The following is a 26,545-nucleotide window of genomic DNA, read 5'->3' on the forward strand; positions in this document are numbered from 1 at the left end:
CGCCTTGGGTACGGTGAGCGCCGTGCCGAAGTCACAGTCGACGCCAGCCAAGGGCGCCCCGAAGAAGAAGCGGGGACGCCTCTTTCGCTTTGTGACGGCGACCCTCGTACTGATCGGGCTCGCCGGATACGCCGTGCACCACTTCACGACCAGCACGCCGCAGCAGCCCGGATGCACGGTGACGGCGGAGGGCCGCACCCTCACGCTGGAGCCGCAGCAGGCGGCGAACGCGTCGACGATCGCCGCGGTGGCGTCGTCGCGGGATCTTCCGGAACGGGCGGTGACGATAGCCCTGGCGACGTCGATGCAGGAGTCGGGGCTGCGCAATCTGGATCACGGCGACCGGGATTCCAGAGGGCTCTTCCAGCAGCGCCCTTCGCAGGGTTGGGGCACAGCGGCGCAGATCATGGACCCGGTGCACGCCTCGAACGAATTCTTCGACGGTCTGGTCAAGATCCGGGGATATTCGCGTCTCCCGCTCACCGTGGCCGCCCAGAAGGTGCAGAAGAGCGGCTTTCCGCAGGCATACGCGAAGCACGAGCCGGACGCCACACTGCTGGCCTCCGCGCTGACCGGCCGGGTGTCGGCGGCCCTGAGCTGCACGACCGCGTCCGGCCGTACGACGGTCACGGGCGGCGATCCGGCCGCCGTACGGGCCCGGCTCACGCGGGAGTTCGGCTCGCGCGTGGCGCCCAAGGCCTTGGCGACGACGACTCACGCGGTCGCCGTGCCGTCGGCCGCGCCGGGCAACGAGACGCAGGGCGCAGAGCAGCAGCGCGGCTGGGAGCTGGCGCAGTGGGCGGTGGCACACGCGCACGAGCTGAAGGTCGAGAAGGTCAGTTTCCGGGACCGTGAATGGCAGGCGTCGGATTCCGCCAAGGGCTGGCAGAAGGCGAGCACGGGGACGGGGTCGGTAACCGCCGCCGGGGACGTCACTATCACCGTCGCTCAATAGTGCGGGCATTCACCCTCAGGGGGATGACTGATAGGGCAAAACCATCAGATGTGAAATCACTGCGTGAGCCGCGGAAATCCCTTGTGGATCAAGGGATCTGACGTTTCACCGCAGCATAGCGAGGTGTCCGGATGGTCCTGGTTTATTCGAAACCCGAAAGAGTCTGCATTACCAACTCTTTACCTCGAACGGCCGCAACCTTACGGCTTCTCACGCGGTAGTCAAGGCGTCCGCCCCGCGGGCATGTCACGTCGTCTCTCCGTAAAAGGAGCACCATGTCCCTCCCCCTTACGCGTCGGATCGCCCGGGCCGCCCTGCTCGTCGGCGCGGCAGCCGCTCCTCTGGTCGGCGCGGGTGCCGCGTCCGCCGCGGAGCTGCCGCAGGCCGCCGACCTGGGTGGACTGACCAACCTGGACAAGACCGCCGACCTCAGCCACACCGTGGAAGGCGTCGCCAAGGAGGCCGGCGCGGTGAAGTCCGTCCAGAAGGCGCTGCCCGACCCGGGGAAGACTCTCAGCAGTGCCGCCAAGACCGCCGTGCCGGTCGCCAAGAAGGCCGCGGTGGACGCCGCCGGAGCCCTCAAGGGTGCCACCACCGGCGTCGCCAGGACCGCCAAGGGCGCCGGCAACGCCGACCCGCTGGGCGCCCTGCCGGTCAGTCAGCTCCCCGTGGGCCAGGTGCCGCTCGCCGGTGGCCTCCCGATCGGCGGCTGACCCCCACAGCCGCAACGAGGGCCCGGAAAGCTTCCGCTCTCCGGGCCCTCGGCCTTTGGTCGTCCGCCCTTGCGTCACCGCCTACTTGAGGCGGCGCACCGCTTCGTCCACCCGGTCGTCGGTCGCCGTGAAGGCGACGCGTACGTGGTTCTCGCCCGCCGGGCCGTAGAAGTCCCCGGGGGCCACCAGGATTCCGAGCTCGGCGAGTTCGGCGACGGTGTCCCAGCAGGAGTCCCCGCGCGTCGCCCACAGGTAGAGGCTGGCCTCGCTGTGCTCGATCCGGAAGCCCGCGCCCTCGAAGGCGGCGCGCAAGGCGGCCCGGCGGCGGGCGTAGCGCTCGCGCTGCAGAGCCACGTGACCGTCGTCGCCGAGCGCCGCGATCGTCGCCGTCTGCACCGGAGCGGGCACGATCATGCCGCCGTGCTTGCGGATCTGCAGCAGCTCGCCCAGCACGCCCGGGTCGCCGAGCAGGAAGGCGGCCCGGTAGCCGGCCAGGTTGGACCGCTTGGACAGCGAGTGGACGGCCACGATGCCCTCGTACGACCCGCCGGAGATCTCCGGGTGCAGGACGGAGACCGGTTCGGCCTCCCAGCCGAGCTCCAGGTAGCACTCGTCGCTGAACAGCAGCACACCATGCTCGCGCGCCCAGGCCACGGCGGTGCGCAGCTCGTCCTTGCTCAGAACGCGACCGGTGGGGTTGGAGGGGCTGTTGAGCCAGAGCAGCTTCAGGCCCGCCGGGTCCAGCTCCGTGGGGTCGTCGTACGCGATGGGCTCGGCGCCCGCGAGCCGCGCACCGACCTCGTACGTCGGGTAGGCGAGGCGCGGGTAGGCGACCCGGTCGCCGGGGCCGAGGCCCAGCTGCGTCGGGAGCCAGGCGACCAGCTCCTTGGAGCCGATCACGGGCAGCACGTTGGTGTCGCCGAGCCCCTGCGCGCCCAGGCGGCGCGCCGCCCAGCCGGTGATCGCCGCGCGCAGCGCCGCCGTGCCCCACACCGTGGGGTACCCGGGGCTGTCCGCAGCCGCCGCCAGGGCGTCCTGGACGATCTCCGGGACCGGGTCCACGGGGGTGCCCACCGACAGGTCGACGACACCGCCGGCGTGCGCGGCGGCCTGAGCCTTGTACGGTTCGAGCCGATCCCAGGGGAAGACCGGGAGGCGGGCGGAGACTGGCGGCACGGCGGTGCTCTCTTTCAGCAGTACGGCGGGACCCGCACGGCAGGGTGCGCCATGCGGGGCCCGCCCGATGCGGCTCTTCTGTCCTTTATCAGCCGTTCTGCGGAGGCAGGGCGGCGATGAACGGGTGGTCACGCTCGATCAGCCCGAGCTTGGAGGCACCACCGGGCGAGCCGAGTTCGTCGAAGAACTCGACGTTCGCCTTGTAGTAGTCCTTCCACTCCTCCGGGGTGTCGTCCTCGTAGAAGATGGCCTCCACCGGGCAGACCGGCTCACAGGCGCCACAGTCGACGCATTCGTCCGGGTGGATGTACAAGGACCGCTTGCCCTCGTAAATGCAGTCGACGGGGCACTCCTCGATGCACGCCTTGTCCTTGACGTCCACACAAGGCTGCGCGATGACGTAGGTCACGCTGTCGTTCCTCCTCGATCAGGGCCATTCGCGCGGGAGCGCGGCGTCGTCGATGCCCGCCCCTAGTATCTCCGTTCCTGGGCATCAGACGAACAGGAGGGGCCGCGATGAGCATGGATTTCGCCGCTAGAGGACGGCCTGAACTACACCTTACCGTCTCTGACGTGGGCAAACGGGTCTCTGTGCGGCGGATTGCGGAGGTCGTGGCGGGTCGCCCGGTGTTCCGCGACGCGGTCGGGGTTCTCACATCGTGGAATGACGGAGTGCTCATCGTCACGCGCCGGACCGGCGAAGCCGTCCACATCGCGGAAAACTCGGTCGTCGCCGGCAAGGTCGTCCCCGACACGCCGCTCCGGCGCGGCATCCGTGCCCCCCGCGCCACCGCTCAGGAACTGCAGGAGATCGCCTCGCGCGACTGGCCCGCCCAGGAGACCGAGCGGCTCGGCGACTGGGTCCTGCGGGCCGCCGGTGGCTTCACCCGGCGGGCCAACTCGGTGCTGCCGTTCGGCGACCCCGGCATACCGGTGGCGGCCGCCGCCGGGCGCATCGTGGAGTGGTACGCGGCCCGGGGCCTGCCCGGCTGCGTCCAGGTCACCGACGAGGGGCTGGACGCAGAACTGGCCGCCCTCGGCTGGACGAACGAGGCCGAGGCCCTGCTGCGCACGGCGCCGCTGCCGCCGCTGGCCAACCTGCCCGGCGCGGAGCGCGTACGGCTGTCGCGGGAGGTCGACGCGGACTGGCTGGCGCGGTATCACCGGACGGGCGCGCTGGGTGAGGAGGCGGTCAAGGTCCTCACGGGTGGGCCGTCGGTGTGGTTTGCGACGGTGCCGGGCACCGAGGGGCCCGCGGCCATCGGGCGCTGCGTGGTGGACGGGGCCTGGGCGATGTTCGGGGCGGTCGAGGTCGATCCGGCGGCGCGGCGGCAGGGGCTGGCCACGGCGGTGATGGCGGCGCTGGCGCTGCGAGCGGTGGCGGAGGGCGCCTCCGGGGCGTATCTGCAGGTCGAGGCGGACAACGAGGGCGCGGGGAGCATGTACGACCGGCTGGGCTTCACGACGCACCACGCTTACCACTACCGACGCGCGCCGAAGGGGTAGATCCCCTTTATGGCCATGGACGACACCGTCAGGCATCGGTTCGCGGAGGCGGCGCGCGAGGAGCGGCCCGACCTCGCCGCGCTGTGCCTGCTCGTCGGCGCCGAGGCCGACCCGGCGCTCGGTGAGGCCGGACTCGACGCCGCCCAGATCGAGCTCGACCGGCTGGCCGGGCTCGTTCCGTACGGCCTCGTACGGCCCCTGGACTGGGCGAACGCCACCGCCGACCTACTCGGCGCCCGCAACGGCTTCCACGGCACCCCGGCGGACTACCGGCGGCTGGAGTCCTCGCTGCTGCCCGAGGTGCTGCGTCGGCGGCGGGGCCTGCCGATCCTGCTGTCGGTCGTCTGGATCGAGGTCGCCCGCCGGGCCGGCGCCCCGGTCTACGGGGTCGCCCTGCCCGGCCACTTCGTCGTGGGCTTCGGCGATCCCGGGGGCTCCTTCGTCCTCGCCGACCCCTTCGACGGCGGGCGAATCCTGGGCGACGACGACGTGAGGCTGCTCGTCGCCGGCGCGACCGGCGCCCCGCCGTCCGCCGCGATGCTCACGCCGGCCGACCCCCTGGACATCGTCATGCGGATCCTCAACAACATCCGTGCCTGGGCGTCCGCCCGCCCCGAGCACCTCCGCGTCCAGCTCTGGGCCGTAGAGCTCTCGCTGCTCCTCCCCCGCCATCCGGCCCGCCTGCGGTACGAGCATGCCCAACTGCTCGTGCGCACCGGTGACTTCGCGGGCGGGGCGGCGGAGATGGACGCCTACGCGGACGTCGTCGCCGAGGTCGAGCCCGCGTCGGCCGCCGCCATCCGGGGGCAGGCCCGGGCGGCCCGGGCGCTGCTGAACTGACGCTGCCGTTGTCTCTTCCGGGCTTTGATCAGAGCCAGCCGCGCTCTCGGGCGATCCGTACCGCCTCGGCGCGGTTGCGGGCGGCCGTCTTCTGGATCGCGGTGGACAGGTAGTTGCGTACGGTGCCCTCCGACAGGTGCAGTGCCCTCGCGATGTCGGCGTTGGCGCGCCCGTCCGCCGCCGCCCGCAGTACGTCCCGCTCGCGCGGCGTCAGCGGATCCGCGCCCTCGGCGAGGGCGGCGGCGGCCAGGGCCGGGTCGATGACCCGCTCGCCGCGCAGTACACGCCGTACGGCGTCGGCGAGTTGCGCGGCCGGGGCGTCCTTGACCAGGAAGGCGTCGGCGCCGGACTCCATGGCCCGGCGCAGGTAGCCGGGGCGGCCGAAGGTGGTCACGATGACGATCCGCACGCCCGGCAGCGCCTTGCGGAGCGCAGCCGCCGCGTCCAGGCCCGTCATGCCGGGCATCTCGATGTCGAGCAGGGCGACATCGGCGCCGCTGTCGCGTGCCGCGGCGATGACCTCGTCGCCGCGGCCTACCTGGGCGACGACCTCGATGTCCTCCTCGAGACCGAGGAGTGTGGCGAGTGCCTCCCGCACCATCGACTGGTCCTCAGCGAGCAGCACCCTGATCATGCGGTGCAGCGTAGCCGCTGAGGCGCAGCGGCACCCAGGCGCACAGCGTGAAGCCGCCACCGGCCCGGGAGGAGGTGCTGAGGCGGCCGCCCGCCAGCAGCAGCCTCTCGTCCAGCCCGGTGAGGCCGTGGCCGGGGCGGTGGCCCGGGTCGAGGCCGCGGCCGTCGTCGCTGACGGTCAGGCTGAACTCGTCGCCGTCCTCCCCGAGGGCCAGGCGGCAGCGGGCGGCGCCGCTGTGCCGTACGACATTGGTCACCGCCTCGCGCAACGCCCAGGCCAGGGCGGCCTCGTCGTCGGGCGCGAGCCGGTCGTGGCCCATCCACTGCACCGGGTCGAAGTCCGCCTCGATGCCGGCGGCACGCAGGGCGGCCGAGGTACCGGCCAGTTCGACGGCGAGGGTGGGGCGCCGGTAACCGCCGACCGCCTCGCGGACGTCGACGAGGGCCTGCCTGCTGACCCGCTCGATGTCGGCGACCTGGACGGCCGCGTCGTCGGGCCGGTCGGGGAGCATGCGGCCTGCGAGCTCGCTCTTGAGGGTGATCAGGGAGAGCGAGTGGCCGAGCAGGTCGTGCAGGTCACGGGCGAGCCGCAGCCGCTCCTCGTTCGCGGCCAGGTGCGCGATCGTCTCCCGCGCCTCCCGCAACGCCCGCATCGCGCTGACCAGTTGCCGGATCCCGACCATCGCGAAGCCGCTGAGGAAGCAGGGAATGCCGAGCGACAGGAGGGTGTCCGACCCGGCATGGATCAGAACGCCGGTGGCGAAGAGCAGGCCCGTGACGACGGCGATGGCCCATCGGGAGCGGTCCGGCCGGAGGACGGATCCGCAGGCGACGGCCGCGTAGACGAAGAGCCCCAGCCAGGAGTCGCCGAGGGTGAGCGACAGCGCGACGGCGAGGACACCGAGCAAGACCAGCGTGACGTGGACCCAGCGCGGCTGGTCGGGCTGGTTGGTGCGGAAGAACACCAGGGCGAGGTAGGCGAGGACGAAGCCGGTCAGTCCGGTCCAGCCCAGGACCAGGGCCGGGAGGCCGTGGTGACCGTGGACGAGGTTGTCGAGCGGATAGGCGAGATAGACCATCCACATGGCGATCCACAGCAGCTTCACCCACGCCTGGCGGCGGGTCTCCGGGGCATGTCCCATGCCCAGCGCGTCGTCGGCCGCCGTGGCCGCCGCGCCACGCCACGGCGGCCACGGCGGCCAGCTCTGCTTCCGTACAGGCATGACTCTTCCTTACGCCTTCGCCGTGTCCTTGCGGTACATCCAAGCCGCCCCGCCCGCGAAGAGTACGAGGTAGAAGGCCAGCACCGCGATGTCCTTCAGATGCGGCGCGCTGCCGAACTCGATGGCCTGGCCCAGCGCCGCGTAGGGCCGCGCCGGCAGATAGTCGGCGATGGTCTGCAGCCAGCCCGGGAAGAGGGTGAAGGGCGCCCACAGGCCGCCGAGCGCCGCGAGCACGAAGTACGCGATCATCGCGATCGGCCGCGCCACGTCGGCAGTGGCCACATACCCGATGGCCACGCCCAGCGCGGCGAAGACGAAGCTGCCCGCCCAGCTGCAGAGCAGGATCCCGGCCCACTGCCAGGCATCGAGCCGCACCTGCTTCACGGACGCCGCGACCAGCATGACGAGGATGATCGACGGCAGGCTGATGGTCGCGGCGGAGGCGATCTTCGCGGTGACGTAGCCGCGCCCCGGGAGGGCGGTGAGGCGCAACTGCCGCACCCAGCCCTTCTCGCGTTCGCGGGAGATGCGCTCGGCGTTGCCCATGAGCACGGCGGTCATCGCGCCGAAGGCGCACATCGCGACCATGTAGTACGCGACGACGGTGATGCCGAGGCCGTCGAGCTTCTTGTGCGCGTCCTGGCCCGCCGTCAGGAGGAGGAAGAGCACGGGAGGGTAGATCACCGAGAAGAACATGAATTTCCGGTTGCGCAGCACGCGCAGGATCTCCAGCTTGATCAGGGTCTTCATCGGTTGGCCGCTTCCTCTTCCGCGGTGATGGCCAGGAACGCCTGCTCCAGGCCGAGTCCGGCGACTTCCAGATTGCGGGGGTACAGGCCCGCCGCGTAGACGGCGTGTACGGTGGCGTCCGCGTCGGTGGACCGGATCCGGACCGTACGGCCGGAGATCTCCAGCCCGGCCAGGTGCGGCAGGGCGTTGAGGACGGCCTCGGGGGTCTCGCCGCTCGGGTCGTCCCGGTCCTCCCGGTCCTCGCGGTCCTCCAGGCCCTCCAGGTCGAAGACGATCCGCCGGGCGCCGGCCCGCGCCTTGATCTCGGCGGCCGTTCCGTCGGCCAGCAGCCGGCCCCGGTGCAGCACCAGGACGCGGTCGGCGATCGCGTCCGCCTCCTCCAGGTAATGGGTCGCGAACAGGACCGTCCGGCCCTCCGCCGCCTGCGCGCGCATGGTCGCCCAGAAGGCCTGCCGGGCCGACACGTCCATCCCCGTCGTCGGCTCGTCCAGCACGATCAGCTCATTCGCCCCCGCCGTCGCCAGCGCGAAGCGGACCCGCTGCTCCTGGCCCCCCGACAGCTTGTTGACCTTCCGCCCCGCGATCTCCGTGAGGTCCGCGGTGGCCAGCACCTGGTCCACGGGGTGCGCACGCGGATGCAGGTCGCACGCCAGCTGGACGACCTCGCGTACGGTCACGTCCTCCATCAGGCCGCCGCTCTGCAGCATCGCGCCGACCATGCCCCGCGCGATCGCCTGCCGCGGGCTTCCCCCGAACAGCTCGACCGTCCCGGTGTCGGGCATCCTCAGGCCCAGCAGCAGGTCCAGTGCCGTCGACTTGCCCGCCCCGTTCGGGCCGAGCAGCGCCACGGTCTCGCCGGGGTGGAGTTCGAGGGTGAGATCTGCGACGGCCTGCACGTCGCCGAAGCTCTTGCTCACGCCGTTGAAGCCGACCACGGTGGTGGTCTCTGCCGTTGTGGACGTTGTGGACGTCTTCCGTGTCGCGGTTGCGGTCATGCGGCAAGCTTCGCCCGGCGGCGGGGGGCGCGGCAGTGCGCGGGATCCTGTCCTCGGGGTGACAGATGTCATGGGTGGGGGAAGTGCCCCTGTCTGCCCCCTGGCCGGAGGAATCGCTTCCGTCCGGCCAGGGTGGCTGCTACGGGACCGCGTTCGAAAACGTGACGGTCTTCTTCGTGGCGTCGGCGGTCTGCAGAGCCGGAAGCATCGCGCTGGCCACGTCCTGGGGGGTGACGGCCGTCTTCGAGCCGTCCCCCCGCTGGAGCAGGATGCCGTCGAAGGCGTGCCCGTAGAGGCCCTTCAGGACGGTCAGGTCGATGTGCGGGGTGAGTTCGCCGTTCACGGCGACCATCGTGAGGAACTTCGGCAGTGACTTCTGCGGGCCGAAGGCGATCAGGGACACTCCGCTGGAGTTCTTGAACGTGACCATCTTCGACATCGCGGTCTTGCCGAAGCCGTTGACCGCCGCGTCGAGCTTGGCCTGGGTGACCTTGGGCTGGACGGTGGTGACGGGGAGGGGGACGGCGGTGCTGCTGCCGGTCTCCAGGTGGGTGCGGTAGGCGGCGGCGACCTTGGCGAGGGAGGCGTCGACGTTGATGGCCTGGTGGGCGCTGCCAGGGACGGCGACGGCCTTGCCGCTCTCGAACTTGACCATGCCGTCGGTGCCGGTGCTGCCGGTGTTGAGCTGGTCGGAGAGGGTGTTGAGGCGGGCCCGGAGCTTTTCCTCGTCGGTGACCATGGTGGGCTCGGCCTGGCGGGTGCCGCCGAAGAGGGAGCCTATGACGGTGACGGGGTTGTAGTCGCGGTGGGCGACGCTGCTGACGGTGGCGTCTATGTCGACGTCGAGGCCGGCGGAGGAGGGCTTGATCTTCTCCTCGGTCTTGCCGACGGTGACGGTCAGCGGGGCGGTCTCGCGGTCGCCGAGTACGGAGCCGAGCGCGGCGACGGCGTCGCTCCGGGACTTGCCGCCGATGTCGATGCCGAGGACGGTCGTGCCGGCCGGGACGTCTGCGTGGTCCATCAGCAGGCCGGCGCCGTACGCGAAGCCGGCCACGACGAGGAGGGCGACGCCGGCCAGGATCACCTTCGAGCGGCCCTTGGGTGCGGGCTTCTCTCCGGGCTGCGCCGGCTTGGTGACCGGCGGCCCGGCGGGCGGCACGGCCGGGATGCCGCTGACCACGGTGTCGCCGGAGAGCCGGTCGCGGTCGCCGGGGAAGCCGGCCGGGGGGACCTGCATCTCGCCGGTGACCGGGCCGGCGGTGGGCCCGGCGGGCGGCTGGTAGCTCGGGAACGGCGTGCTGCCCGGGCCGCCCGGCGCGCCGGTGGTACCCGGGAAGGGCCGGGGGCCCTCGCCGGTGGTGCCCGGGAAGGGCCGGGGGCCGGGACCGGGGCGCGGACCCTGGGCGGGGCCTATGGTCGGACCGGCGGGGCCCTCGTTGAGGTACGGAATGGTGGGGCGGCGGCCCTGCGGCGGCGGGGCGGCCGGGCCGCCGGCGGGACCGGAGGCCGCGAAGTCGCCGAGGCTGAGCGGCTGCGTGGCCTCGGGCGCCTGCGGGAACGGAGACGGGGCCGGCGCCGGAGCCGGGATCTGCTGCGTGGTCTCAGCAGGGGCAGGGGCCGGAGCCGGAGACTTGCGGGGCGCGAACCAGTCGCTCGGGGCCTTCTCCGCCTCGGCGGCCGGAGCCGGAGCCGGTGCAGGCGCAGGCGCCGGGGCCCTTGCCGGAGCAACCGGAGCCGAAGGCACGACCCCGGGCGGGGGCGTCGGGTCGCCACCGACCGTCCAGCCGGACGGGAGTTCCGTCGGCTCGGCCGCGAACTCCGCACCGGGCGCCCCGTCAACCGGCGTACGGACGACCACCGGCGGAATCGGCCGGGACCCGGGGATGTTGATCCGTACCCGGGTGGTCAGCGTGGTCTCGGTCTTGGGCTCGTCCGTGGCAGGCGGGGCGGCGTGGACGGCGTCGTCCGCCACCTCGCCCTCGCGCGGCCGCTCCTGCGGGTGCAGCGACGGAAACGGCCTGGTCCCGTACGGCGGGGTGCCGGACGGATACGCGGCTCCGCCACGACCACCCTGCGGCCCGGGGGCAGCATCAGGGGACGAACTGTCAGTTTCACGACTCAAAGCAGGCTCTCCCGGTTCGCTTCGCCACCCGTCACGGCCATCCGCGGGCGGCCCGGCGGCGCGCACCACCATACTGGGCTCCGCCGAGCGGGTACCCATCGTCCACCACTGAATCGGGCGACAACCGGCTTCCGTCCGGCGATACGGCGCTACGTTGGCGCCTATCGTGCACCAGTTGATCTGCCGTCCGTGAAGCCGGGCTGGGCAAGCGTGGCGCACATCACTCCCGCCATCGCCCCGCCCAGCAGATACAGATACGGTGCGACGCCGTTCGCGAAGAGGAAGTCGCCCTCCGGCCGGGACGAGCTGAGGAACAGCACTGTGGCCAGCCACAGCCCCGCCGGCACGATGGCGCCCACCCGGTTCCGGGTGAGCTTCGAACCGCCCCAGAACAGCGCCCCGCTGCCCGCGAGGGCGAGCAGCAGCCCGCCCGGGAACCACGCGTCCTGCACCAGCGCCCCGGCGACGGCGACGGCCACCCCGAGCACGGCGAGCGCCAGGTAGGCGACGTACCTCATACGCCCACCCCCGCGAAGAGGTCGTCCTCCGGCTCGGCACCGGCGACGCCCCGCACCAACTGGTAGTACTCGGCGCCGAAGAGCGGCTGCCCGAGGTCGTTCGACAGGGCGAAGAAGAAGCCGTCGACCGCGATCTGGCTCAGGTGGGCGCGCATCGCCGCCGTCTTGCGCTCGGCGTACGCCCCCTCCTTGTCGATGACCGCGGTGTACTCGGAGTCCTCCACGACGCCCGGCAGATCGTCCGGTGTCGCGACGCCCTCGAAGGGGGCTTTCTGTCCGGCGGCCCGCAGCCGTTCGAAGCCCGCCTCGACCTCGGAGCGCGGCATGCAGTTCCAGTAGACCTTCGCGATGTCGATGCCCTCGTCCGCCGCCAGTTCGGCGGCGCGCATCGCGACCCGGTGCGCCTGGATGTGGTCGGGGTGGCCGTAGCCGCCGTTCGGGTCGTACGTCACCAGCACCTGCGGCCGCACCTCGCGGATGACCTCGAGGAGGTGTCCGGCCGCCTCGTCGAGGTCGGCCTGCCAGAAGCAGTCCGGCCGCTCGTTCTGGGGGACGCCCATCATCCCGGAGTCGCGGTAGCGCCCGGGGCCGCCGAGGAACCGGTGGTCGGTGACCCCCAGTTCGGCCATGGCGGCGGCCAGTTCCCCGATGCGGTGCGGGCCGAGGGTGTCGTCCCGGTCGGGGGCGAGGTGCGCCAGCTCGGGCGGGATCACCTCGCCCTCCTCGCCGAGGGTGCAGGTCACGAGCGTCACATGGGTGCCCTCGGCCGCGTACTTGGCCATGGTCGCGCCGTTGTTGATCGACTCGTCGTCCGGGTGGGCGTGGACGAGGAGCAGCCGACGGCCGGAAGTAACTGTCACAGGACAGAGCCTACGGCTCAGAAGTTGATGTTCCCGATCATGCTGGCGACGTTGTTCGTGAGCTCCGTGATCGTCGGTGCCATCGACGACTTCGCCACGTAGAAACCGAGCAGCACACAGACCACCGCGTGTCCCCCCTTGAGTCCTGACTTCTTGACCAGGAGGAAGACGACGATCAGCAGCAGCACCACCGCCGAAATCGAAAGTGCCACAGCGGCTCACCTCCAGGGCCTCAGGGTCCGACAGCAGTTGCCAAGCGGTTATTACCCACTCTCGGCAACGGATCATAACTTTGTGTCGTACCGCATAGGTCGGAGCACGGAAGCATGCGGGGGCGCATGGCCGGAATCCGTCGCCGCCGCTCACAACGCGCCCGCAACGCGCCCGCCGGAGTGCACCCCGGGGGCGCATACCGGGGGCCTACGCTCGCCGCATGACCGAACCGCTGTCGTTCCCCCGCCAGTACGCCCGGACCCAGCGCTTCACCCTGGGCGCACCCCGGTCGTTCGCCGTCTCGCCGGACGGGGAGCGGGTGGCCTTCCTCCGCTCCCGTACGGGGACGGACCGGGCGCACCTGCTCTGGGTCCTCGACCTCGCCACGGGTGAGGAGAGGATCGCCGCCGACCCCGCCGCCCTTCTCGCCGGCGCCGGCGAGGAACTGTCCCCCGAGGAGCGCGCCCGCCGCGAGCGCAGCCGTGAGGGCTCCGCCGGCGTCGTCGGCTACGCCACGGACGACGCCGCCGAGCTCGCCGCGTTCGCCCTCTCCGGCCGCCTGTTCGTCGCCGATTTGCGCGCCGGAACCGCCAGGGAACTGGAGGTTCCGGGTCCGGTCGTGGACCCGCGCCCCTCGCCGGACGGCCGGCGGGTGGCGTACGTCTCCAAGGGCGCCCTGCGCGTCGTGGAAGTTGGGGCACTCCCCCGGACTCCGTCCGGTGGGGGTGCCCCCGGCGAAGCCAGGGGGAGCACCCCCACCCAGCGTCCAGTTGGGGGAGGGACGGCGGACCGGGCGCTCGCCGAACCGGAGGGCAAGAACATCACGTACGGCCTCGCGGAGTTCATCGCCGCCGAGGAGATGTCCCGCAGTCGTGGCTACTGGTGGTCCCCGGACGGCACCGCGCTGCTGACCGCCCGGGTCGACGACTCCCCCGTCGACCGCTGGTGGATCGCCGACCCGGCCAACCCCTCGCAGCCCCCCGCCGAGGTCGCGTACCCGGCCGCCGGAACGGCGAACGCCGAGGTCACCCTCACCCTCATCCGCCTCGACGGCTCCGCCACCCCCGTCACCTGGGACCGTGAGGCCTACCCCTACCTCGCCCAGGTCCACTGGTCCCCCGCCGGGCCGCCGCTGCTGCTCGTACAGGCCCGCGACCAGCGCAGTCAGCTCTACCTGACGGTCGACCCGGGCACAGGCAACACCAGTGCCACGCACAGCGACGAAGACGAAATCTGGCTTGATCTTTTCCCCGGTGTCCCGGCCTGGACCAAAGATGGACGACTCCTGCGGATCACGGACGAAAGCGGAGCAAGGGTCGTCGCGGTCGGCCAACTCCAGCTCACCGGGCCGGAGTTGCACGTACGCGCGGTCCTCGACATCGCCGATGGCGACATCCTGGTCGCGGCCTCGGCGGGTTCGGCCGCCGCTCTGCCGGAGACCGGCGAGATCCATGTGTACCGGGTCCCGCTCTCCGGCGATGCCGGCGCTGTCCGCTTGTCGGAGACCCCCGGGGTCCACTCCGCCGTCCGCTCCGGTGCGGTGACCGTGCTCGCGTCCTCGTCGCTGGACCGGCCCGCGCCCCTGGTGCGCGTCCTGCACGAGGGCGGCCCCGACAAGCCGCTGGCCGAGATCGCCTCGTACGCCGAGACCCCCGTCCTCACCGCCCGCCCGCTCCTGGACGCCGCCGGCGACCGCCGGATCCCGTCCGCCGTCGTCCTGCCCACCGGCTACCGGGAGGGCGACGGACCGCTGCCCGTCCTGATGGACCCGTACGGCGGCCCGCACGGCCAGATGGTGGTCAGCGCCGGCCGCGCCTACCTCGAGTGCCAGTGGCTCGCCGACCAGGGCTTCGCCGTCGTCGTCGCCGACGGCCGCGGCACCCCGGGCCGCTCCCCCGCCTGGGAGAAGGCGATCGCCCACGACTTCGCCGGCGTGACCCTGAACGACCAGGTCGACGCCCTGCGCGCCCTCGCCCGTACGTATCCGCTGGACTTGACCCGCGTCGGCATCCGCGGCTGGTCGTACGGCGGCTACCTGGCAGCCCTGGCGGTGCTGCGCCGCCCGGACGTCTTCCACGCGGGCGTCGCCGGCGCCCCCGTGACCGACTGGCGGCTCTACGACACCCACTACACCGAGCGCTACCTCGGGCACCCCGACGAGCGCCCCGAGGTCTACGCCGCCAACTCCCTGGTCACCGACGAGGGCCTGTCCGGCGCCGCCGACCGCCTCCGGCCGCTCATGATCATCCACGGCCTCGCCGACGACAACGTGGTCGCCGCCCACACCCTGCGGCTGTCCTCCGCCCTGCTGGCCGCCGGCCGCCCGCACGAGGTGCTCCCGCTGTCCGGGATCACCCACATGACCCCGCAGGAGCAGGTCGCCGAGAACCTGCTGCTGCTCCAGGTCGCCTTCCTCAAGCGGTCCCTGGGCGTGGCGTAGGCCGCCCCCGGCAGCCGCCCGCGGCTCATCTGCGTCGCGGCGGCGGCCGCAGACACCCCGCCACTCCCGGGGGCGGCCCCGGGGGCGGCGGGGCGCTGGACCAGTTCCCGTAGGCCGGCATGGTCTGCGTGTCCTGCGTCGCCGTCGCCTCGGCGTCGTACGCCGTGCTGCCGTACTGCATGCCGTACCCGGACTCGTCCAGGGCGCTGAACGGCCCCTCCGCCCTCGGCACGAGCAACAGCGCCACCACCACGGCCACCACCACGGCGAAGCCCGCCGCGAACTGCCCCACCGTCACCGCCGGCGGCTTCGCCGTCGCGATCACCGGCACCGCCAGCGGCACCAGCAGCCACCCCACCGCGATCCCCAGCGGCCTCGCCACCAGCGTCCGCCTCAGCGCCGCCGCCCCGGCCGCCGCGCACAGCGCAGCCGTCGACCACGACAGCCACCCGAACGGCGCACCGAGCAGCGAATTGACCAGATATCCGCCGGTTACCGTCCGCCAAAAGAACCCGGGCGGCTGCGCCTGCGTCCCGTCGCTCAGCCCCGTCCCGTAGATCCGGTCGAGCTGCCACACCGCCGTCATCAGCGCCACGATCAGCAACAACAGCCCCGCCAGCACCCCCGCCGCCGGCCTCGGCGGCGCCGGGTCCCAGCCCGGCAGCACCCTCCGCCGGTTCACCGCGATGCTCAGCAGCGCCACCGCCCCCACCACCTCGGCCGCCGCCGTCAGCACCAACTGCCCCTGGATGTCCAGCCGCCCGTTCCACTGGCCGCCCAGAATCAGCACCGTCGGCGCCCGCAGTAACAGCGTCACCGCCCCCACCGCCCCGAACGCCCCGGTCGCCACCGGCCGCGTCGACGCCCCGATCGCCCCCACGTACAGCCCGAGCAGCGCCAGATCCACCACCGACGTATTCAGCGGCCCGCCCCCCAGCGGCACCGCCAGCCCCGCCCAGACCTGCCACAGCCCGTCCGCCCCCACCAGCCCTACATCCCGCATCACCCATCCGGCCTCGACCAGCACGAGCACCCCGCACACCGCCGCCCCCGCCCACCTCGCCGGGCGCGCAAGCGCGAATCCCTCCCGCATGGCGACCTCCTGGACTCCGGGCAGCAGCTCGTCCAGCCACCTGTTCCAGGTGATACGGCACATCCACACGCCACGTTCACCGGAGTCGCCCCAAACGGCAGCCGGCCGGGGTGACAATGTCACCCCGGCCGGCTTACGGCACCCGCACGGCCGTACGCAGTTCAGCGTGCCGCGTCCGTATATCGGTGAGGCGACAGTTACGTTGCCGCCACGTTACGGAATTTGATCCCACTTCAGCACGAGATGTCCGATTTCAAAGAAGCGTGTCAAGCACGATCAAGCGACGATCTAAACAATCTTCGCTCAAGATGCACACTGTAGGGTTATCCCCACCCCTTTTGCTCTTGACTGAGCGCTTAATCCATTGCGACAGTCCGCTCAACCACGGCGTTCATACACGCCACGAGTCTCTTTGGTGTGAAGGCAGATCTTTATGTCGAGTCCAACCACGGCCGCGACCGAGCCTGAGCCGGTCCCGGCCGAAGCTCCGGCTGCCACCGAAGGGACAGGCAAGAGCAGCGACGAACACGTCGGACGCTCTCCAGGCCAGCTGGCCTGGCTCCGCTTCAGGCGTGACCAGACAGGTATAGTCTGTGCCGTCGTCGTTGGCATCTTTATTTTGGTCGCGATCGCGGCACCGCTGATCTCGAAGATCTACGGAAAGAACGCGTACAACCTCTACGGTCAGGACGACGGGCTGCTGAACAGCTACGGTCTGCCGATCGCCCCCAATGGCGGCATCAGCGCCCAGCACTGGTTCGGCATCGAACCCCAGCTGGGCCGCGACGTGTTCATGTTGCTGATCTACGGCATCCGCACCTCACTGCTGATCGCGCTCGCGGTCACCGTGCTCTCTGTGGTCACAGGTGTGTTGTACGGCCTTACCCAGGGGTACCTGAGCGGGAGGACCGACTACCTGTTGGGCCGGTTCTCCGACTTCATGCTGTCCTTTCCGTCCCAGTTGTTCTTCATCGCCTTCTCACCGGTGGCCATCTCGCTCTTTGTGGGCGTCGGCGATCAGGAGCCCTGGTGGGTGCGCCCATTCGTGCTCATCACCTTGCAGTTCCTGCTCGGCTGGATGGGCCTCGGCCGCCTGGTGCGGGCCCAGGTGCTGAGCCTGCGCGAGCGGGAGTTCGTCGAGGCAGCCCGGATCAGTGGCGCGTCTTCCCGGCGCATCATCCTCAAGGAACTGCTGCCGAACATCTGGAGCACCATCCTGGTGCAGTCCACCCTGATGCTGCCGGTGTTCGTCACTGCCGAGGCGGGCTTGTCCTTCCTCGGTGTCGGCATCCTCCCGCCGACACCGGACTGGGGCCTGATGTTCCAGACGGGTGCGACTTACTACCAGAACGACATCACCTTCATGTTCTTCCCCGGCATCGCGATGGTGATCTTCGTGGTCGCCTTCAATCTGCTCGGGGACTCGGTCCGGGACGCTCTCGACCCCAAGACCCTCCGCTAGTGCGCTAGCTCGATCAAAGTTTGTTCAGGTCGTCGGCACCGGCCCCAGCTCAGGCGGCGCGGACCTCGGCATCGATGGCAGACAAAGTCACTGACAGGCAGGATTCCATGAGAAACAGCAGAGCTCGCTTGGCGGCGGCCATCCTGGCGGCCGGCGCGCTGTCGCTCACCGCGGCGTGCAGCAGCGGCGGCGGCGGCGGCACAAGTGGCGGGGGCGCGGCTCCCTCCAAAGCTCCCGTTCCGAACTACGGCCTGGGAACCGCGGCCGACTCCACCGGTCCTGCCCCCGCGGTCCCCGGTGCGGTCAAGGGCGGCACGGTCCAGGACCTGGACCAGGCCGGCTTCGACTACCTCGACCCGGCCCAGCAGTACGTCAGTGACCAGCTGTCGGTGTCAGCGCTCTACGCCCGTACGCTCACCGGCTACAAGATCGACCCGAAGACCGGGAAGACGATCCTCGTCGGCGACCTCGCCACCAACACCGGCAAGCAGTCGGACGGCGGCAAGACCTGGACGTACACGCTCAAGGATGGCCTGAAGTTCGACGACGGCACGCCGATCACGTCGACGGACATCAAGTACAGCATCGAGCGGCTCTACGCGAGCTTCGAGACCCAGGGTCCGCAGTACATCCAGTCCTGGTTGTACGGCCCCGACTACCGCAAGCTGTACACCGGCCCGTACACCGGTAAGTCGATCCCGGACACCATCCTGGCGGCACCCAACTCGAAGACCATCGTCTTCCACTTCAAGTCCGCGCACGCGGACGCCCCGTACGCGATGGCCATGCCGGTCACCGCCCCGGTGGAGAAGTCCAAGGACGACAAGGCGGCGTACAACAACCACCCGGTGTCCAGCGGTCCGTACAAGATCTCCAGCTACCAGCCGGGCAAGTCCCTCACCTTCGTGCGCAACCCTTACTGGGACCCCAAGACGGACCCGATCCGCAACGCCTACCCGGACTCCTGGAACTTCCAGCTGGGCATTCAGCAGCCGGGTCTGACCCAGCGCATCATGGCCGGCTCCGGCACGGACAAGAACGCCCTCGACCTGTCCGGTGTGGCCGACCCGTCGCAGATGACCTCACTGCTCAGCTCGAAGTACAAGTCGCGCACGATCAACCAGTACCAGCCGTACGTCGAGACCCTCAACATCAACACCAAGCGCATCACGGACGTCCGGGTCCGCCAGGCCATCGCCTACGCGTTCCCGATGTCGCAGGTGCAGCAGGCGTTCGGCGGCGCAGCCCAGGGCGACCTCGGTACCACGCTGCTCAGCCCGACCATCGAGGGCTGGAAGAAGTATGACCCGTTCGGCAAGCTCGCCAAGCCCACCGGTGACATCGCGAAGGCCCAGCAGCTGCTGAAGGCGGCCGGTCAGCCGCACCCGAAGCTGGTCTACGCCTACGCCAACACGCCGAAGTGGCAGGCCATCTCGCTGACCGTGGCGAACGCGCTGCAAAAGGCGGGCTTCCAGGTCGTCCGCAAGGCGATCGACCCGACCTCCTACTACACGGTCGTCGGCAAGGTGAACAACCAGTACGACATCTACCGCACCGGCTGGGGCGCGGACTGGCCGAACGCCTCGACGGTGGTCCCGCCGACGATGGACGGCCGTAACCTTCAGGACGGCACGAACAACTACTCGTTCCTGAACGACCCGCACATCAACTCGGAGATCGACCGGATTCAGAAGGAGACGGACCTCACCAAGCAGGCCGCTGACTGGGAGGCCCTGTCGGAGTACGCGCTGCAGCACGACACCGCGCAGGTGCCGTTCATTTTCGACAAGTACTTCAACGTCTACGGTTCCGGCCTGGGTGGCATCACCTTCAACTCGGTGTCGGGCGTCATCAACGCCAGCACCGTGTACGTCAAGAAGTAGTTCCCGCGACGGGCGGCCGGCCCCGGATCACCACCGGGGCCGGCCGCCCCCGGATCTGACCGCGCGGCCGCCACCCGCGCCCCCACGGAAGAGCCTCACCGATGCTCCGTTTCCTCGCACGACGCGCCCTCGGCGCGGCCGTCATCATCCTGGCCATCAGCCTCATCACGTATCTCCTGTTCTTCGTGCTGCCGACGGATCCGGCTCAGCTCGCCTGCGGCAAGAACTGCTCCAACACGCAACTGGTCGCGCAGATCCATCACAACATGGGCTTGGACCTTCCGGTCTACCAGCAGTACTGGGATTACATACGCGGCATCTTCGTCGGCCGCAGCATGCCCAGCGGGCAAAGCTGCCCGGCCCCATGCTTCGGCTTCTCCTTCGCCAACGACCAGCCGATCTGGCCGCTCATCCAGAACCGGTACCCGACCACGCTGTCGCTGGCCATAGGCGGGTCCGCCGCCTTCCTCCTCATCGGTGTCGGCCTGGGCATGCTGTCCGCCTGGCAGCAGGGCAAGACCTTCGACCGCGTCGCCAGTTCCGTCTCGCTGGTCGGCAACTCGGTCCAGATCTACTTCATCGGCCCGCTGGCCATCGCGCTCTTCGCCGACAAACTGGGCTGGCTCCCCCACGGAAGCGACCCGACGTGGTCCTCCGACCCCATCGGCTCGCTCACCAACATGATCCTGCCCTGCCTGGTCATGTCGGTCATCTTCTGGTCCAACTACAGCCGCCAGACCCGCTCCCTGATGATCGAGCAGCTTTCCGAGGACCACATCCGCACCGCACGCGCCAAGGGCATGTCGTCGAGGTACGTGTTCTACCGGTACGCGCTGCGCGGTGCCGCCGCCTCCATTATCACCATCTTCGGCATCGACCTCGGTACCGTCCTCGGCGGCGCGATCATCACCGAGGCTACGTTCGGCCTGCACGGCCTGGGCATGCTCGCCGTCAATGCGGTGGGCTCGCTCGATCTGCCGCTGGAGATGGCCGTGATGCTCATCAGCGCGAGCTCCATCGTGATCGTCAACGTCATCGTCGACGCCTGCTACGCCGTCATCGACCCGCGGGTCCGGCTCGCCTGAGCGCGGCCCGACCCCCAACCGTGATCAGCGCACCACCCCGGTAGGAGAACCCGCCCGTGACCACTTTGACGAAGCCCGAGGCCGAGCCCACGCCTCAAGAATCCGAGCACTTCCTTTCCGTGCGCGATCTGTACGTGCAGTTCGCCACGGAGGACGGCGTTGTGAAAGCCGTCGACGGGCTGTCCTTCGACCTCGACCGGGGTAAGACCCTGGGCATCGTGGGCGAGTCCGGCTCCGGCAAATCGGTCACCAACCTGGCGATCCTGGGACTGCACAACCCGCGCAACACCACCGTCGCCGGCGAGATCGTGCTCGGCGGCCAAGAGCTGACCGGCGCCTCCCCGAGGACACTGGAGAAGCTTCGCGGCAAGAAGATGGCGATGATCTTCCAGGACTCGCTGACCGCCCTGTCGCCGTACTACACCGTCGGCCGGCAGATCGCCGAGCCGTACATGAAGCACAACGGCGCCTCCAAGAAGGAGGCCAAAAACCGGGCCATCGAGATGCTCGCCAAGGTCGGCATCCCCCAGCCGCAGACCCGGGTGGACGACTACCCGCACCAGTTCTCCGGCGGTATGCGGCAGCGCGCGATGATCGCGATGGCGCTGGTCTGCGATCCCGACCTGGTGATCGCGGACGAGCCGACCACCGCGCTCGACGTGACCGTGCAGGCGCAGATCCTGGACCTGCTCAAGGACCTGCAGCAGGAGACTGGCACCGCAATCATCCTGATTACGCACGACCTCGGCGTGATCGCCAACACCGCCGACGACGTCGTGGTGATGTACGCGGGCAGAGCCGTTGAGCGCGGCACCGTGCGGGACATCCTCAAAACGCCGGAGCACCCTTACGCATGGGGCCTGCTCGGATCGATCCCGCGGCTGTCGGCCGACGTGGACGTGCCGCTCGCGCCGATCCCGGGCTCCCCTCCGAGCCTGCTGAACCCGCCGCCCGGCTGCCCGTTCCACACCCGGTGCGCCTTCACCGACACGGTGGGCGGCGACCGGTGCCGCACCGCCCGGCCGCAGCTTCCGGCCGGGCGGGGATCGGCCTGCCACCTGACGCAGGACCAGAAGCGTGACATCTTCATCGAGCAAATCCAGCCGCGGCTGCGCTGACCAGAGTCGAGGGAACAAGCAATGAGTGAACAGCAGACCCTGGACCAGCAGCCCTCCCCGCAGAAGGTCCCCACCCCGCGCGACGAACCCGGCAGCCCGCTGCTCGAGGTCTCCGGGCTGCAGAAGTACTTCCCGATCCGCGGCGGCTTCCCGATCAAGCGGCACATCGGTGACGTACGGGCCGTCGACGGCGTCGACTTCACAGTGGGTGCCGGCGAAGCGCTCGGCGTGGTCGGCGAATCCGGCTGCGGCAAGTCCACCACCGGACGCCTGGTCACCCGGCTGTTGGAACCCACCGCGGGCAGGATCACGTACCGGGGCCAGGACATCACCCACGCCAACCGCAAGGAACTGGCGCCGATCCGGTCCGAGATCCAGATGATCTTCCAGGACCCGTACGCCTCGCTCAACCCGCGGCAGACGGTTGGCAGTATCATCACCGCTCCGATGGAGATCAACGACATCAACCCGCCCGGCGGCCGCGAGAAGCGAACCCGCGAGTTGCTGGAGATCGTCGGCCTCAACCCCGAGCACTACAACCGCTTCCCGCACGAGTTCTCCGGCGGCCAGCGCCAGCGCATCGGCGTCGCCCGGGCGCTCGCGCTGGAGCCCAAGCTGATCGTCGCCGACGAGCCGGTATCCGCGCTCGACGTGTCCATCCAGGCCCAGGTCGTCAACCTTCTGCAGAAGCTGCAGAAGGAACTCGGCATCGCCTTCCTCTTCATCGCCCACGACCTGGCCATCGTGCGACACTTCTCGCAGCGTGTCGCAGTCATGTACCTCGGCAAGATCGTCGAAGTGGGCGCGCGGGACGACATCTACCAACGTCCGCGCCACCCCTACACCCACGCGCTGCTCTCGGCCTCACCCGAAGCCGACCCGGACCAGCGTGACTCCACCCAGCGCATCCGCCTCGCCGGCGACGTCCCCTCCCCCATCAACCCGCCCTCCGGCTGCCGCTTCCGTACCCGCTGCTGGAAGGCCCAGGACAAGTGCGCCACGGAAGAGCCGCCGCTCATCCAGATCGAGGGCAACCGTGAGGGTCACCTCACCGCCTGCCACTTCCCCCAGGACCCCACCCTGGAGGCCCGCGAGCAGGACGTCATCCTCGACCCGGCGCTCGCCGCGCTCGAAGAGACCCAGGCCGAGGGCAAGACCCTCTGACCGGGGCTCCGCCCACTTCTGCTCAGCAACATGGCCCGCATCCGAGACTCCGGATGCGGGCCATGCCCGTTCGAGTGAACCTCTCGCGGAGCGCGCAAGGACTGGACCCTCGCCGGTATGATTTCGAGTATGAGCCTTGAGCGCGTCACGATCACTATCCCAAGCGAGATCCTTTCTGCCGCCAAGGAGGCGGCAGAGCGTGAGGGTCTGAGCGTGTCGGCATGGCTCTCCAGGGCGGCAGAGCACGCGGCAAAGATCGAGGCAGGTCTGGCGGAGGCAGAGGTCGTCCTCGCGGAGATCGGCCCGCCGACCCCTGAGGAGCAGGCCTGGGTGGACGGCTTCATGGAGTTGGTTACGCAGCCAGCGACTGGCGTAAGCGCCGCCTCCGAGCACAACGCGGCCTGAGCCGTGGTGGGGAGGGAGGCGCGGATGAGCGGGTTGCGCGTGGTGGTCTACGACGCGGGAATGCTGATTGCCGCCGAAGGGTCCGACGCCAAGGTCTGGCGTAGCCACCGGGCTTACCTGACCGCAGGCGGCGTACCGCAAGTGCCCGCGCCTGTTGTCGCCCAGGTGTGGCGCAACGGCTCACGGCAAGCGCGTCTGGCGCAGTTCCTGAAGGGATGCGATGTCGTGCCCCTGGAGGACACTTTGGCGCGGGAAGTCGGCAAGCTTCTTGGCAAGGCAGGGTCGGATGACACGGTCGATGGAGCCGTCAGCGTGCTGGCGGCCCGATCTGGGGCGGTCGTGGCCACATCCGATCCGGATGACATCCACCGGCTGCTTGATCACTTGGGTGAGCGCGGCAAGAGGGCCCAGATCCAGCCGGTCTGAGCAGACCGTCGCCCGAAAGGCCGTTGCCCGGTGATGACCGGGGGATCGGGCGAGGCGATCGAAGAGGCCCAGGACGAAGGCAAGACACTCTGACCGGGGCTCCGCCCATTTCGGCTCAGCACCAAGGCCCGCATCCGAGACCTTCGGATGCGGGCCATGTACGTTGGCGGCGCGTAAAGGGGGTGCCAGGGGCCCGGGCGTCTTGGGTGCTGATCGCTCCCGGGTGACACGGGCCGTGAGACCCCGACACGTCCCTGCCCCATCCGCCGGATAGCTCAGTTAGCCCAGACCACCCTCACGATGACGATCAGTTGACGGCTCTCGACCGGCAAGAACCACAACATCGCGCCGCCATCGATATCAACGACACGCAGCCGACTGCCGGTGCCCACCTCGCGTGCGTCCCGACCCAGCGCGGCAAGCTGCCCGGCGGCATGCTCGACTGCTGCGATGACTGGTACGGGCAGACCGGCAACAACGTGGGCGCGGTCCGGGTCGTACTCCCACGTCCAGGTGTCACTCACAGCGCCCTGACCTCGGCCTCGGCCGCGTCGAGAATCCGGTGGATCTCCGCGAGCGCTGCCCGCATCTCGTCGTCGTCAGCCGTCTCGGAGGCGATCAGCTCGTGCTCCCGCAGACGGGAGGCCCGGTCGGGCCACCGCTCGATCGCGACGATCATGCCCCAGTGCAGGGAGAAGAGGCGCAGCGGATCAAGGCTCTGCTGGTCGCGGGCCTGGTGCATCGCCCGTGCCATGTGGCGGTCGAATTCCGGCCTGCGGGTCGGCGCTATCGTCTCCACGGCCGCGCGTAGGGACTCGGCATCCAGCGCGGGCATGGGAATGAGCGGTCCCCCGCCGTTCGCTAGCGGCTGACTGGTCATCGCTGGTACCTCCCGTCCGGTCCGGCCTCAAAGTCTATGACGCAGCGCTCGTAACATGCCGCTGATCGCCGACCATCTGCTGGATCTGCCGGTAGAGGAGGTGGCCTGGGATTCGGAGGGGTCGAGCTGCGCGATGCGGACACGGTTGAGTCGGGTCCGGAAGATCCTCGGCGAGCGACTCAAGGAGACCGGCACCGGCAGGCACAGGGGGTCGCTGCGCCGGCCGACCGACCCACCTGGGGTGCGCTGCGCCGAATCGGTGACACGACTGCGTTGGTGTCCTACTTGCGGTGCCATGGGGAACAAAGTGTCTTTTGTAACCCATGACATATGAGCCATGAAGCCATGACTCCACAAGGAGGCACCCGATGCGCGGAGCCACGCGCTACAAGTGGGCCGCCTGCGCGGCGACGACCGTCGTGCTGGCGGCCACGGTGACGGCCTGCGGCGGTGGTGGCGGGGGCGGTGGCGGCGGGAGCAGCGCCACGGGGGTGTTGAGTGCGTCGTGGACGGACCCGCAGAACCCGTTGGAGCCGGCCAACACCAATGAGGTGCAGGGCGGCAAGGTGCTGTCAATGATCTTCCGGGGGCTGAAGAAGTACGACCCCCAGACGGGCGCGGCGCAGAACATGATCGCCAGCTCGATCGGCACGAAGGACTCGCAGAACTTCACGATCAAGCTCAAGAACGGATGGACCTTCAGCAACGGACAGAAGGTCACCTCCGCCTCCTTCATCGACGCCTGGAACTACGCGGCGGTGACGTCGAACAAGCAGATCAACGCCTCCTTCTTCTCCTACATCGACGGCTTCGACAAGGTCCACCCGGAGACCGGCTCCCCCTCCGCCAAGACGATGAGCGGGCTGAAGAAGACCGGCGACCTGAGCTTCACCGTCAAGCTCAACCAGAAGTTCTCGACCTGGCCGGACACGCTCGGCTACTCGGCCTTCATGCCGCTGCCGCAGTCGTTCTTCACCGACCACGCCGGCTGGCTGCAGAAGCCGATCGGCAACGGCCCGTACGAGGTGCAGTCGTACACCAGGGGCACCGGCATCAAGCTGCGCAAGTGGAGCGGTTACAAGGGCGACGACAAGGCCGTCAACGGCGGGGTCGACCTCCAGGTCTACACGGACAACAACACCGCGTACACCGACCTGCAGGCGGGCAACCTCGACCTGGTCGACGACATCCCGGCCACGCAGCTGAAGAACGTCAAGAGCGACCTGGGCGGCCGCTACCTCAACACCCCGGCGGGCATCATCCAGACCCTGGGCTTCCCGCTCTACGACAAGAACTGGAAGGGCGCCAACTCGGCGAAGGTGCGCCAGGGCATCTCGATGGCGATCAACCGCCCGCAGATCACCAAGACGATCTTCCAGAACACCCGTACGCCCGCCACCGACTGGACCTCGCCGGTCCTCGGCTCCGCCGGCGGCTACCAGAGCGGCGTCTGCGGGAGCGTCTGCACCTACAACCCGACGCAGGCCAAGAAGCTGATCAAGGATGGCGGCGGGATCCCCGGCGGCACCCTCAAAATCGGCTACAACGCGGACACCGGCTCGCACAAGGACTGGGTCGACGCGGTGTGCAACAGCATCAACAACGCGCTCGGCAACGACAACGCCTGCGTCGGCAGCCCGACCGGCACCTTCGCGGACTTCCGCAACAAGATCACCAACAAGCAGATGACTGGGCCCTTCCGGGCCGGCTGGCAGATGGACTACCCGCTGATCCAGGACTTCCTGCAGCCGCTCTACTACACCGGCGCCTCGTCCAACGACTCGCACTTCAGCAACGCGGCCTTCGACAAGCTGGTCGACCAGGCCAACGCCGAGAACGACAGCGCGAAGGCCGTGCTGAAGTTCCAGGACGCCGAGCGGATCCTCGCCCAGGAGGTCCCGGCCATCCCGCTCTGGTACCAGAACGGCAGCGCCGGCTGGTCGAGCCGGCTCTCCAACGTCGCGCTCGACCCGTTCAGCGTCCCCGTCTACAACGAGATCAAGGTCAGCTGACGCATCGCAGCGGCCCGGGGCCTTCTCCGGGCCGCCGCCAGGCCCTCACCCGACCCGCCACCCGACCCGCTCC

General features: G+C 69.8%; 26 protein-coding genes. 13 read left to right on the plus strand and 13 right to left on the minus strand.

Annotated features, from left to right (window positions below; genetic code table 11):
* Positions 1 to 22: 22 nt before the first annotated feature.
* Both EFK10_RS18105 and EFK10_RS18110 read left to right on the plus strand, forming a co-directional pair.
* A complete protein-coding gene (locus EFK10_RS18105) occupies positions 23 to 955 on the plus strand; it encodes a heavy metal transporter (protein ID WP_127356724.1) in 933 nt (310 codons plus the stop codon).
* Positions 956 to 1,230: 275 nt separating this feature from the next.
* Positions 1,231 to 1,668, plus strand: coding sequence for an ATP-binding protein (locus EFK10_RS18110; RefSeq protein WP_127356725.1), 438 nt, complete (start codon positions 1,231 to 1,233; stop codon positions 1,666 to 1,668).
* An 81-nt stretch (positions 1,669 to 1,749) separates the two neighbouring features.
* On the opposite strand, the gene dapC is transcribed toward EFK10_RS18110, so the two are convergent.
* A complete protein-coding gene (gene dapC, locus EFK10_RS18115) occupies positions 1,750 to 2,844 on the minus strand; it encodes a succinyldiaminopimelate transaminase (protein ID WP_127356726.1) in 1,095 nt (364 codons plus the stop codon).
* 88 nt (positions 2,845 to 2,932) lie between these two features.
* The gene (gene fdxA / locus EFK10_RS18120) at positions 2,933 to 3,253 is read right to left on the minus strand and encodes a ferredoxin (RefSeq protein WP_058940613.1); all 321 of its coding nucleotides are present in this window, start codon (positions 3,251 to 3,253) and stop codon (positions 2,933 to 2,935) included.
* Between the two features lie 113 nt (positions 3,254 to 3,366).
* Between fdxA and EFK10_RS18125 the strand changes: the two genes are divergently transcribed.
* Both EFK10_RS18125 and EFK10_RS18130 read left to right on the plus strand, forming a co-directional pair.
* Positions 3,367 to 4,350 carry a GNAT family N-acetyltransferase gene (locus EFK10_RS18125; protein WP_127356783.1) on the plus strand — a complete coding sequence of 328 codons (984 nt, stop codon included), beginning with the start codon at positions 3,367 to 3,369 and terminating at the stop codon, positions 4,348 to 4,350.
* A gap of 15 nt (positions 4,351 to 4,365) precedes the next feature.
* Positions 4,366 to 5,190 carry a transglutaminase-like domain-containing protein gene (locus EFK10_RS18130; RefSeq protein ID WP_127356727.1) on the plus strand — a complete coding sequence of 275 codons (825 nt, stop codon included), beginning with the start codon at positions 4,366 to 4,368 and terminating at the stop codon, positions 5,188 to 5,190.
* A 28-nt stretch (positions 5,191 to 5,218) separates the two neighbouring features.
* On the opposite strand, the gene EFK10_RS18135 is transcribed toward EFK10_RS18130, so the two are convergent.
* The 8 genes from EFK10_RS18135 to EFK10_RS18170 form a co-directional block, all read right to left on the minus strand.
* On the minus strand, positions 5,219 to 5,824 hold the full coding sequence (locus EFK10_RS18135) for a response regulator transcription factor (RefSeq protein ID WP_206305493.1): 606 nt from the start codon (positions 5,822 to 5,824) through the stop codon (positions 5,219 to 5,221).
* Positions 5,802 to 6,965 carry a sensor histidine kinase gene (locus EFK10_RS18140; RefSeq protein WP_240677296.1) on the minus strand — a complete coding sequence of 388 codons (1,164 nt, stop codon included), beginning with the start codon at positions 6,963 to 6,965 and terminating at the stop codon, positions 5,802 to 5,804. The genes EFK10_RS18135 and EFK10_RS18140 overlap by 23 nt, the downstream gene beginning before the upstream one ends.
* Before the next feature lie 90 nt (positions 6,966 to 7,055).
* Complete coding sequence (locus EFK10_RS18145) at positions 7,056 to 7,796, minus strand: ABC transporter permease (protein ID WP_127356729.1); 741 nt, start codon at positions 7,794 to 7,796, stop codon at positions 7,056 to 7,058.
* Positions 7,793 to 8,791, minus strand: a complete 999-nt coding sequence (locus EFK10_RS18150) for an ABC transporter ATP-binding protein (RefSeq protein ID WP_127356730.1) — start codon at positions 8,789 to 8,791, stop codon at positions 7,793 to 7,795. Before EFK10_RS18150 ends, EFK10_RS18145 begins: the two co-directional genes overlap by 4 nt.
* Before the next feature lie 139 nt (positions 8,792 to 8,930).
* On the minus strand, positions 8,931 to 10,913 hold the full coding sequence (locus tag EFK10_RS52110; protein ID WP_127356731.1) for a VanW family protein: 1,983 nt from the start codon (positions 10,911 to 10,913) through the stop codon (positions 8,931 to 8,933).
* A gap of 161 nt (positions 10,914 to 11,074) precedes the next feature.
* Positions 11,075 to 11,431 carry a DUF6113 family protein gene (locus EFK10_RS18160; RefSeq protein ID WP_127356732.1) on the minus strand — a complete coding sequence of 119 codons (357 nt, stop codon included), beginning with the start codon at positions 11,429 to 11,431 and terminating at the stop codon, positions 11,075 to 11,077.
* A complete protein-coding gene (gene mshB / locus EFK10_RS18165; RefSeq protein ID WP_127356733.1) occupies positions 11,428 to 12,291 on the minus strand; it encodes an N-acetyl-1-D-myo-inositol-2-amino-2-deoxy-alpha-D-glucopyranoside deacetylase in 864 nt (287 codons plus the stop codon). Before mshB ends, EFK10_RS18160 begins: the two co-directional genes overlap by 4 nt.
* 17 nt (positions 12,292 to 12,308) lie before the next feature.
* Positions 12,309 to 12,503: a hypothetical protein gene (locus EFK10_RS18170; protein WP_127356734.1), complete on the minus strand. Its 195-nt coding sequence runs from the start codon at positions 12,501 to 12,503 to the stop codon at positions 12,309 to 12,311.
* A 221-nt stretch (positions 12,504 to 12,724) separates the two neighbouring features.
* On the opposite strand from EFK10_RS18170, the gene EFK10_RS18175 reads away from it, so the two are divergent.
* Positions 12,725 to 14,944 carry a S9 family peptidase gene (locus EFK10_RS18175; RefSeq protein WP_127356735.1) on the plus strand — a complete coding sequence of 740 codons (2,220 nt, stop codon included), beginning with the start codon at positions 12,725 to 12,727 and terminating at the stop codon, positions 14,942 to 14,944.
* Positions 14,945 to 14,969: 25 nt separating this feature from the next.
* Here the strand turns inward: EFK10_RS18175 and EFK10_RS18180 are convergent, their stop codons facing one another.
* Entirely contained in the window at positions 14,970 to 16,100 is a 1,131-nt protein-coding gene (locus EFK10_RS18180; protein ID WP_127356736.1) for a hypothetical protein, read from the minus strand.
* Positions 16,101 to 16,470: 370 nt separating this feature from the next.
* Here EFK10_RS18180 and EFK10_RS18185 point away from each other — a divergent pair, with 370 nt between their 5' ends.
* From EFK10_RS18185 to EFK10_RS18215, 7 genes are all read left to right on the plus strand, one after another.
* A complete protein-coding gene (locus EFK10_RS18185; RefSeq protein WP_127356737.1) occupies positions 16,471 to 17,499 on the plus strand; it encodes an ABC transporter permease in 1,029 nt (342 codons plus the stop codon).
* Between the two features lie 107 nt (positions 17,500 to 17,606).
* A complete protein-coding gene (locus tag EFK10_RS18190) occupies positions 17,607 to 19,382 on the plus strand; it encodes an ABC transporter substrate-binding protein (protein WP_127356738.1) in 1,776 nt (591 codons plus the stop codon).
* A gap of 101 nt (positions 19,383 to 19,483) precedes the next feature.
* The gene (locus EFK10_RS18195) at positions 19,484 to 20,467 is read left to right on the plus strand and encodes an ABC transporter permease (RefSeq protein WP_127356739.1); all 984 of its coding nucleotides are present in this window, start codon (positions 19,484 to 19,486) and stop codon (positions 20,465 to 20,467) included.
* A 56-nt stretch (positions 20,468 to 20,523) separates the two neighbouring features.
* Complete coding sequence (locus tag EFK10_RS18200; RefSeq protein WP_127356740.1) at positions 20,524 to 21,585, plus strand: ABC transporter ATP-binding protein; 1,062 nt, start codon at positions 20,524 to 20,526, stop codon at positions 21,583 to 21,585.
* A 21-nt stretch (positions 21,586 to 21,606) separates the two neighbouring features.
* The gene (locus EFK10_RS18205) at positions 21,607 to 22,749 is read left to right on the plus strand and encodes an ABC transporter ATP-binding protein (RefSeq protein ID WP_127356741.1); all 1,143 of its coding nucleotides are present in this window, start codon (positions 21,607 to 21,609) and stop codon (positions 22,747 to 22,749) included.
* 129 nt (positions 22,750 to 22,878) lie between these two features.
* Complete coding sequence (locus EFK10_RS18210) at positions 22,879 to 23,154, plus strand: hypothetical protein (RefSeq protein WP_127356742.1); 276 nt, start codon at positions 22,879 to 22,881, stop codon at positions 23,152 to 23,154.
* Between the two features lie 24 nt (positions 23,155 to 23,178).
* A complete protein-coding gene (locus EFK10_RS18215) occupies positions 23,179 to 23,580 on the plus strand; it encodes a twitching motility protein PilT (RefSeq protein ID WP_206305494.1) in 402 nt (133 codons plus the stop codon).
* Between the two features lie 275 nt (positions 23,581 to 23,855).
* Here the strand turns inward: EFK10_RS18215 and EFK10_RS18220 are convergent, their stop codons facing one another.
* On the minus strand, positions 23,856 to 24,104 hold the full coding sequence (locus EFK10_RS18220) for a hypothetical protein (protein ID WP_206305495.1): 249 nt from the start codon (positions 24,102 to 24,104) through the stop codon (positions 23,856 to 23,858).
* Positions 24,101 to 24,415, minus strand: coding sequence for a DUF6247 family protein (locus EFK10_RS18225; RefSeq protein WP_240677288.1), 315 nt, complete (start codon positions 24,413 to 24,415; stop codon positions 24,101 to 24,103). The genes EFK10_RS18220 and EFK10_RS18225 overlap by 4 nt, the downstream gene beginning before the upstream one ends.
* 413 nt (positions 24,416 to 24,828) lie before the next feature.
* Between EFK10_RS18225 and EFK10_RS18230 the strand changes: the two genes are divergently transcribed.
* Complete coding sequence (locus tag EFK10_RS18230) at positions 24,829 to 26,472, plus strand: peptide ABC transporter substrate-binding protein (RefSeq protein ID WP_127356744.1); 1,644 nt, start codon at positions 24,829 to 24,831, stop codon at positions 26,470 to 26,472.
* Positions 26,473 to 26,545 lie beyond the last annotated feature (73 nt).

The sequence above is a fragment of the Streptomyces soli genome (assembly GCF_003999195.1).
Classification (GTDB): domain Bacteria; phylum Actinomycetota; class Actinomycetes; order Streptomycetales; family Streptomycetaceae; genus Actinacidiphila; species Actinacidiphila soli.

Bases quoted from the DNA above. Each gene is read 5' to 3' on its own strand.
- EFK10_RS18130 (WP_127356727.1), top strand. From the start codon at position 4,366: ATGGACGACACCGTCAGGCATCGGTTCGCGGAGGCGGCGCGCGAGGAG.
- EFK10_RS18215 (WP_206305494.1), top strand. From the start codon at position 23,179: ATGAGCGGGTTGCGCGTGGTGGTCTACGACGCGGGAATGCTGATTGCC.
- EFK10_RS18230 (WP_127356744.1), top strand. From the start codon at position 24,829: ATGCGCGGAGCCACGCGCTACAAGTGGGCCGCCTGCGCGGCGACGACC.
- EFK10_RS18175 (WP_127356735.1), top strand. From the start codon at position 12,725: ATGACCGAACCGCTGTCGTTCCCCCGCCAGTACGCCCGGACCCAGCGC.
- EFK10_RS18125 (WP_127356783.1), top strand. From the start codon at position 3,367: ATGGATTTCGCCGCTAGAGGACGGCCTGAACTACACCTTACCGTCTCT.
- EFK10_RS18160 (WP_127356732.1), bottom strand. From the start codon at position 11,431: ATGAGGTACGTCGCCTACCTGGCGCTCGCCGTGCTCGGGGTGGCCGTC.
- EFK10_RS18205 (WP_127356741.1), top strand. From the start codon at position 21,607: ATGAGTGAACAGCAGACCCTGGACCAGCAGCCCTCCCCGCAGAAGGTC.
- EFK10_RS18140 (WP_240677296.1), bottom strand. From the start codon at position 6,965: ATGGGACATGCCCCGGAGACCCGCCGCCAGGCGTGGGTGAAGCTGCTG.
- EFK10_RS18190 (WP_127356738.1), top strand. From the start codon at position 17,607: ATGAGAAACAGCAGAGCTCGCTTGGCGGCGGCCATCCTGGCGGCCGGC.
- EFK10_RS18185 (WP_127356737.1), top strand. From the start codon at position 16,471: ATGTCGAGTCCAACCACGGCCGCGACCGAGCCTGAGCCGGTCCCGGCC.
- EFK10_RS18150 (WP_127356730.1), bottom strand. From the start codon at position 8,791: ATGACCGCAACCGCGACACGGAAGACGTCCACAACGTCCACAACGGCA.
- EFK10_RS18180 (WP_127356736.1), bottom strand. From the start codon at position 16,100: ATGTGCCGTATCACCTGGAACAGGTGGCTGGACGAGCTGCTGCCCGGA.
- EFK10_RS18210 (WP_127356742.1), top strand. From the start codon at position 22,879: ATGAGCCTTGAGCGCGTCACGATCACTATCCCAAGCGAGATCCTTTCT.
- EFK10_RS18135 (WP_206305493.1), bottom strand. From the start codon at position 5,824: ATGATCAGGGTGCTGCTCGCTGAGGACCAGTCGATGGTGCGGGAGGCA.
- EFK10_RS18110 (WP_127356725.1), top strand. From the start codon at position 1,231: ATGTCCCTCCCCCTTACGCGTCGGATCGCCCGGGCCGCCCTGCTCGTC.
- EFK10_RS18145 (WP_127356729.1), bottom strand. From the start codon at position 7,796: ATGAAGACCCTGATCAAGCTGGAGATCCTGCGCGTGCTGCGCAACCGG.
- EFK10_RS18195 (WP_127356739.1), top strand. From the start codon at position 19,484: ATGCTCCGTTTCCTCGCACGACGCGCCCTCGGCGCGGCCGTCATCATC.
- EFK10_RS18225 (WP_240677288.1), bottom strand. From the start codon at position 24,415: ATGCCCGCGCTGGATGCCGAGTCCCTACGCGCGGCCGTGGAGACGATA.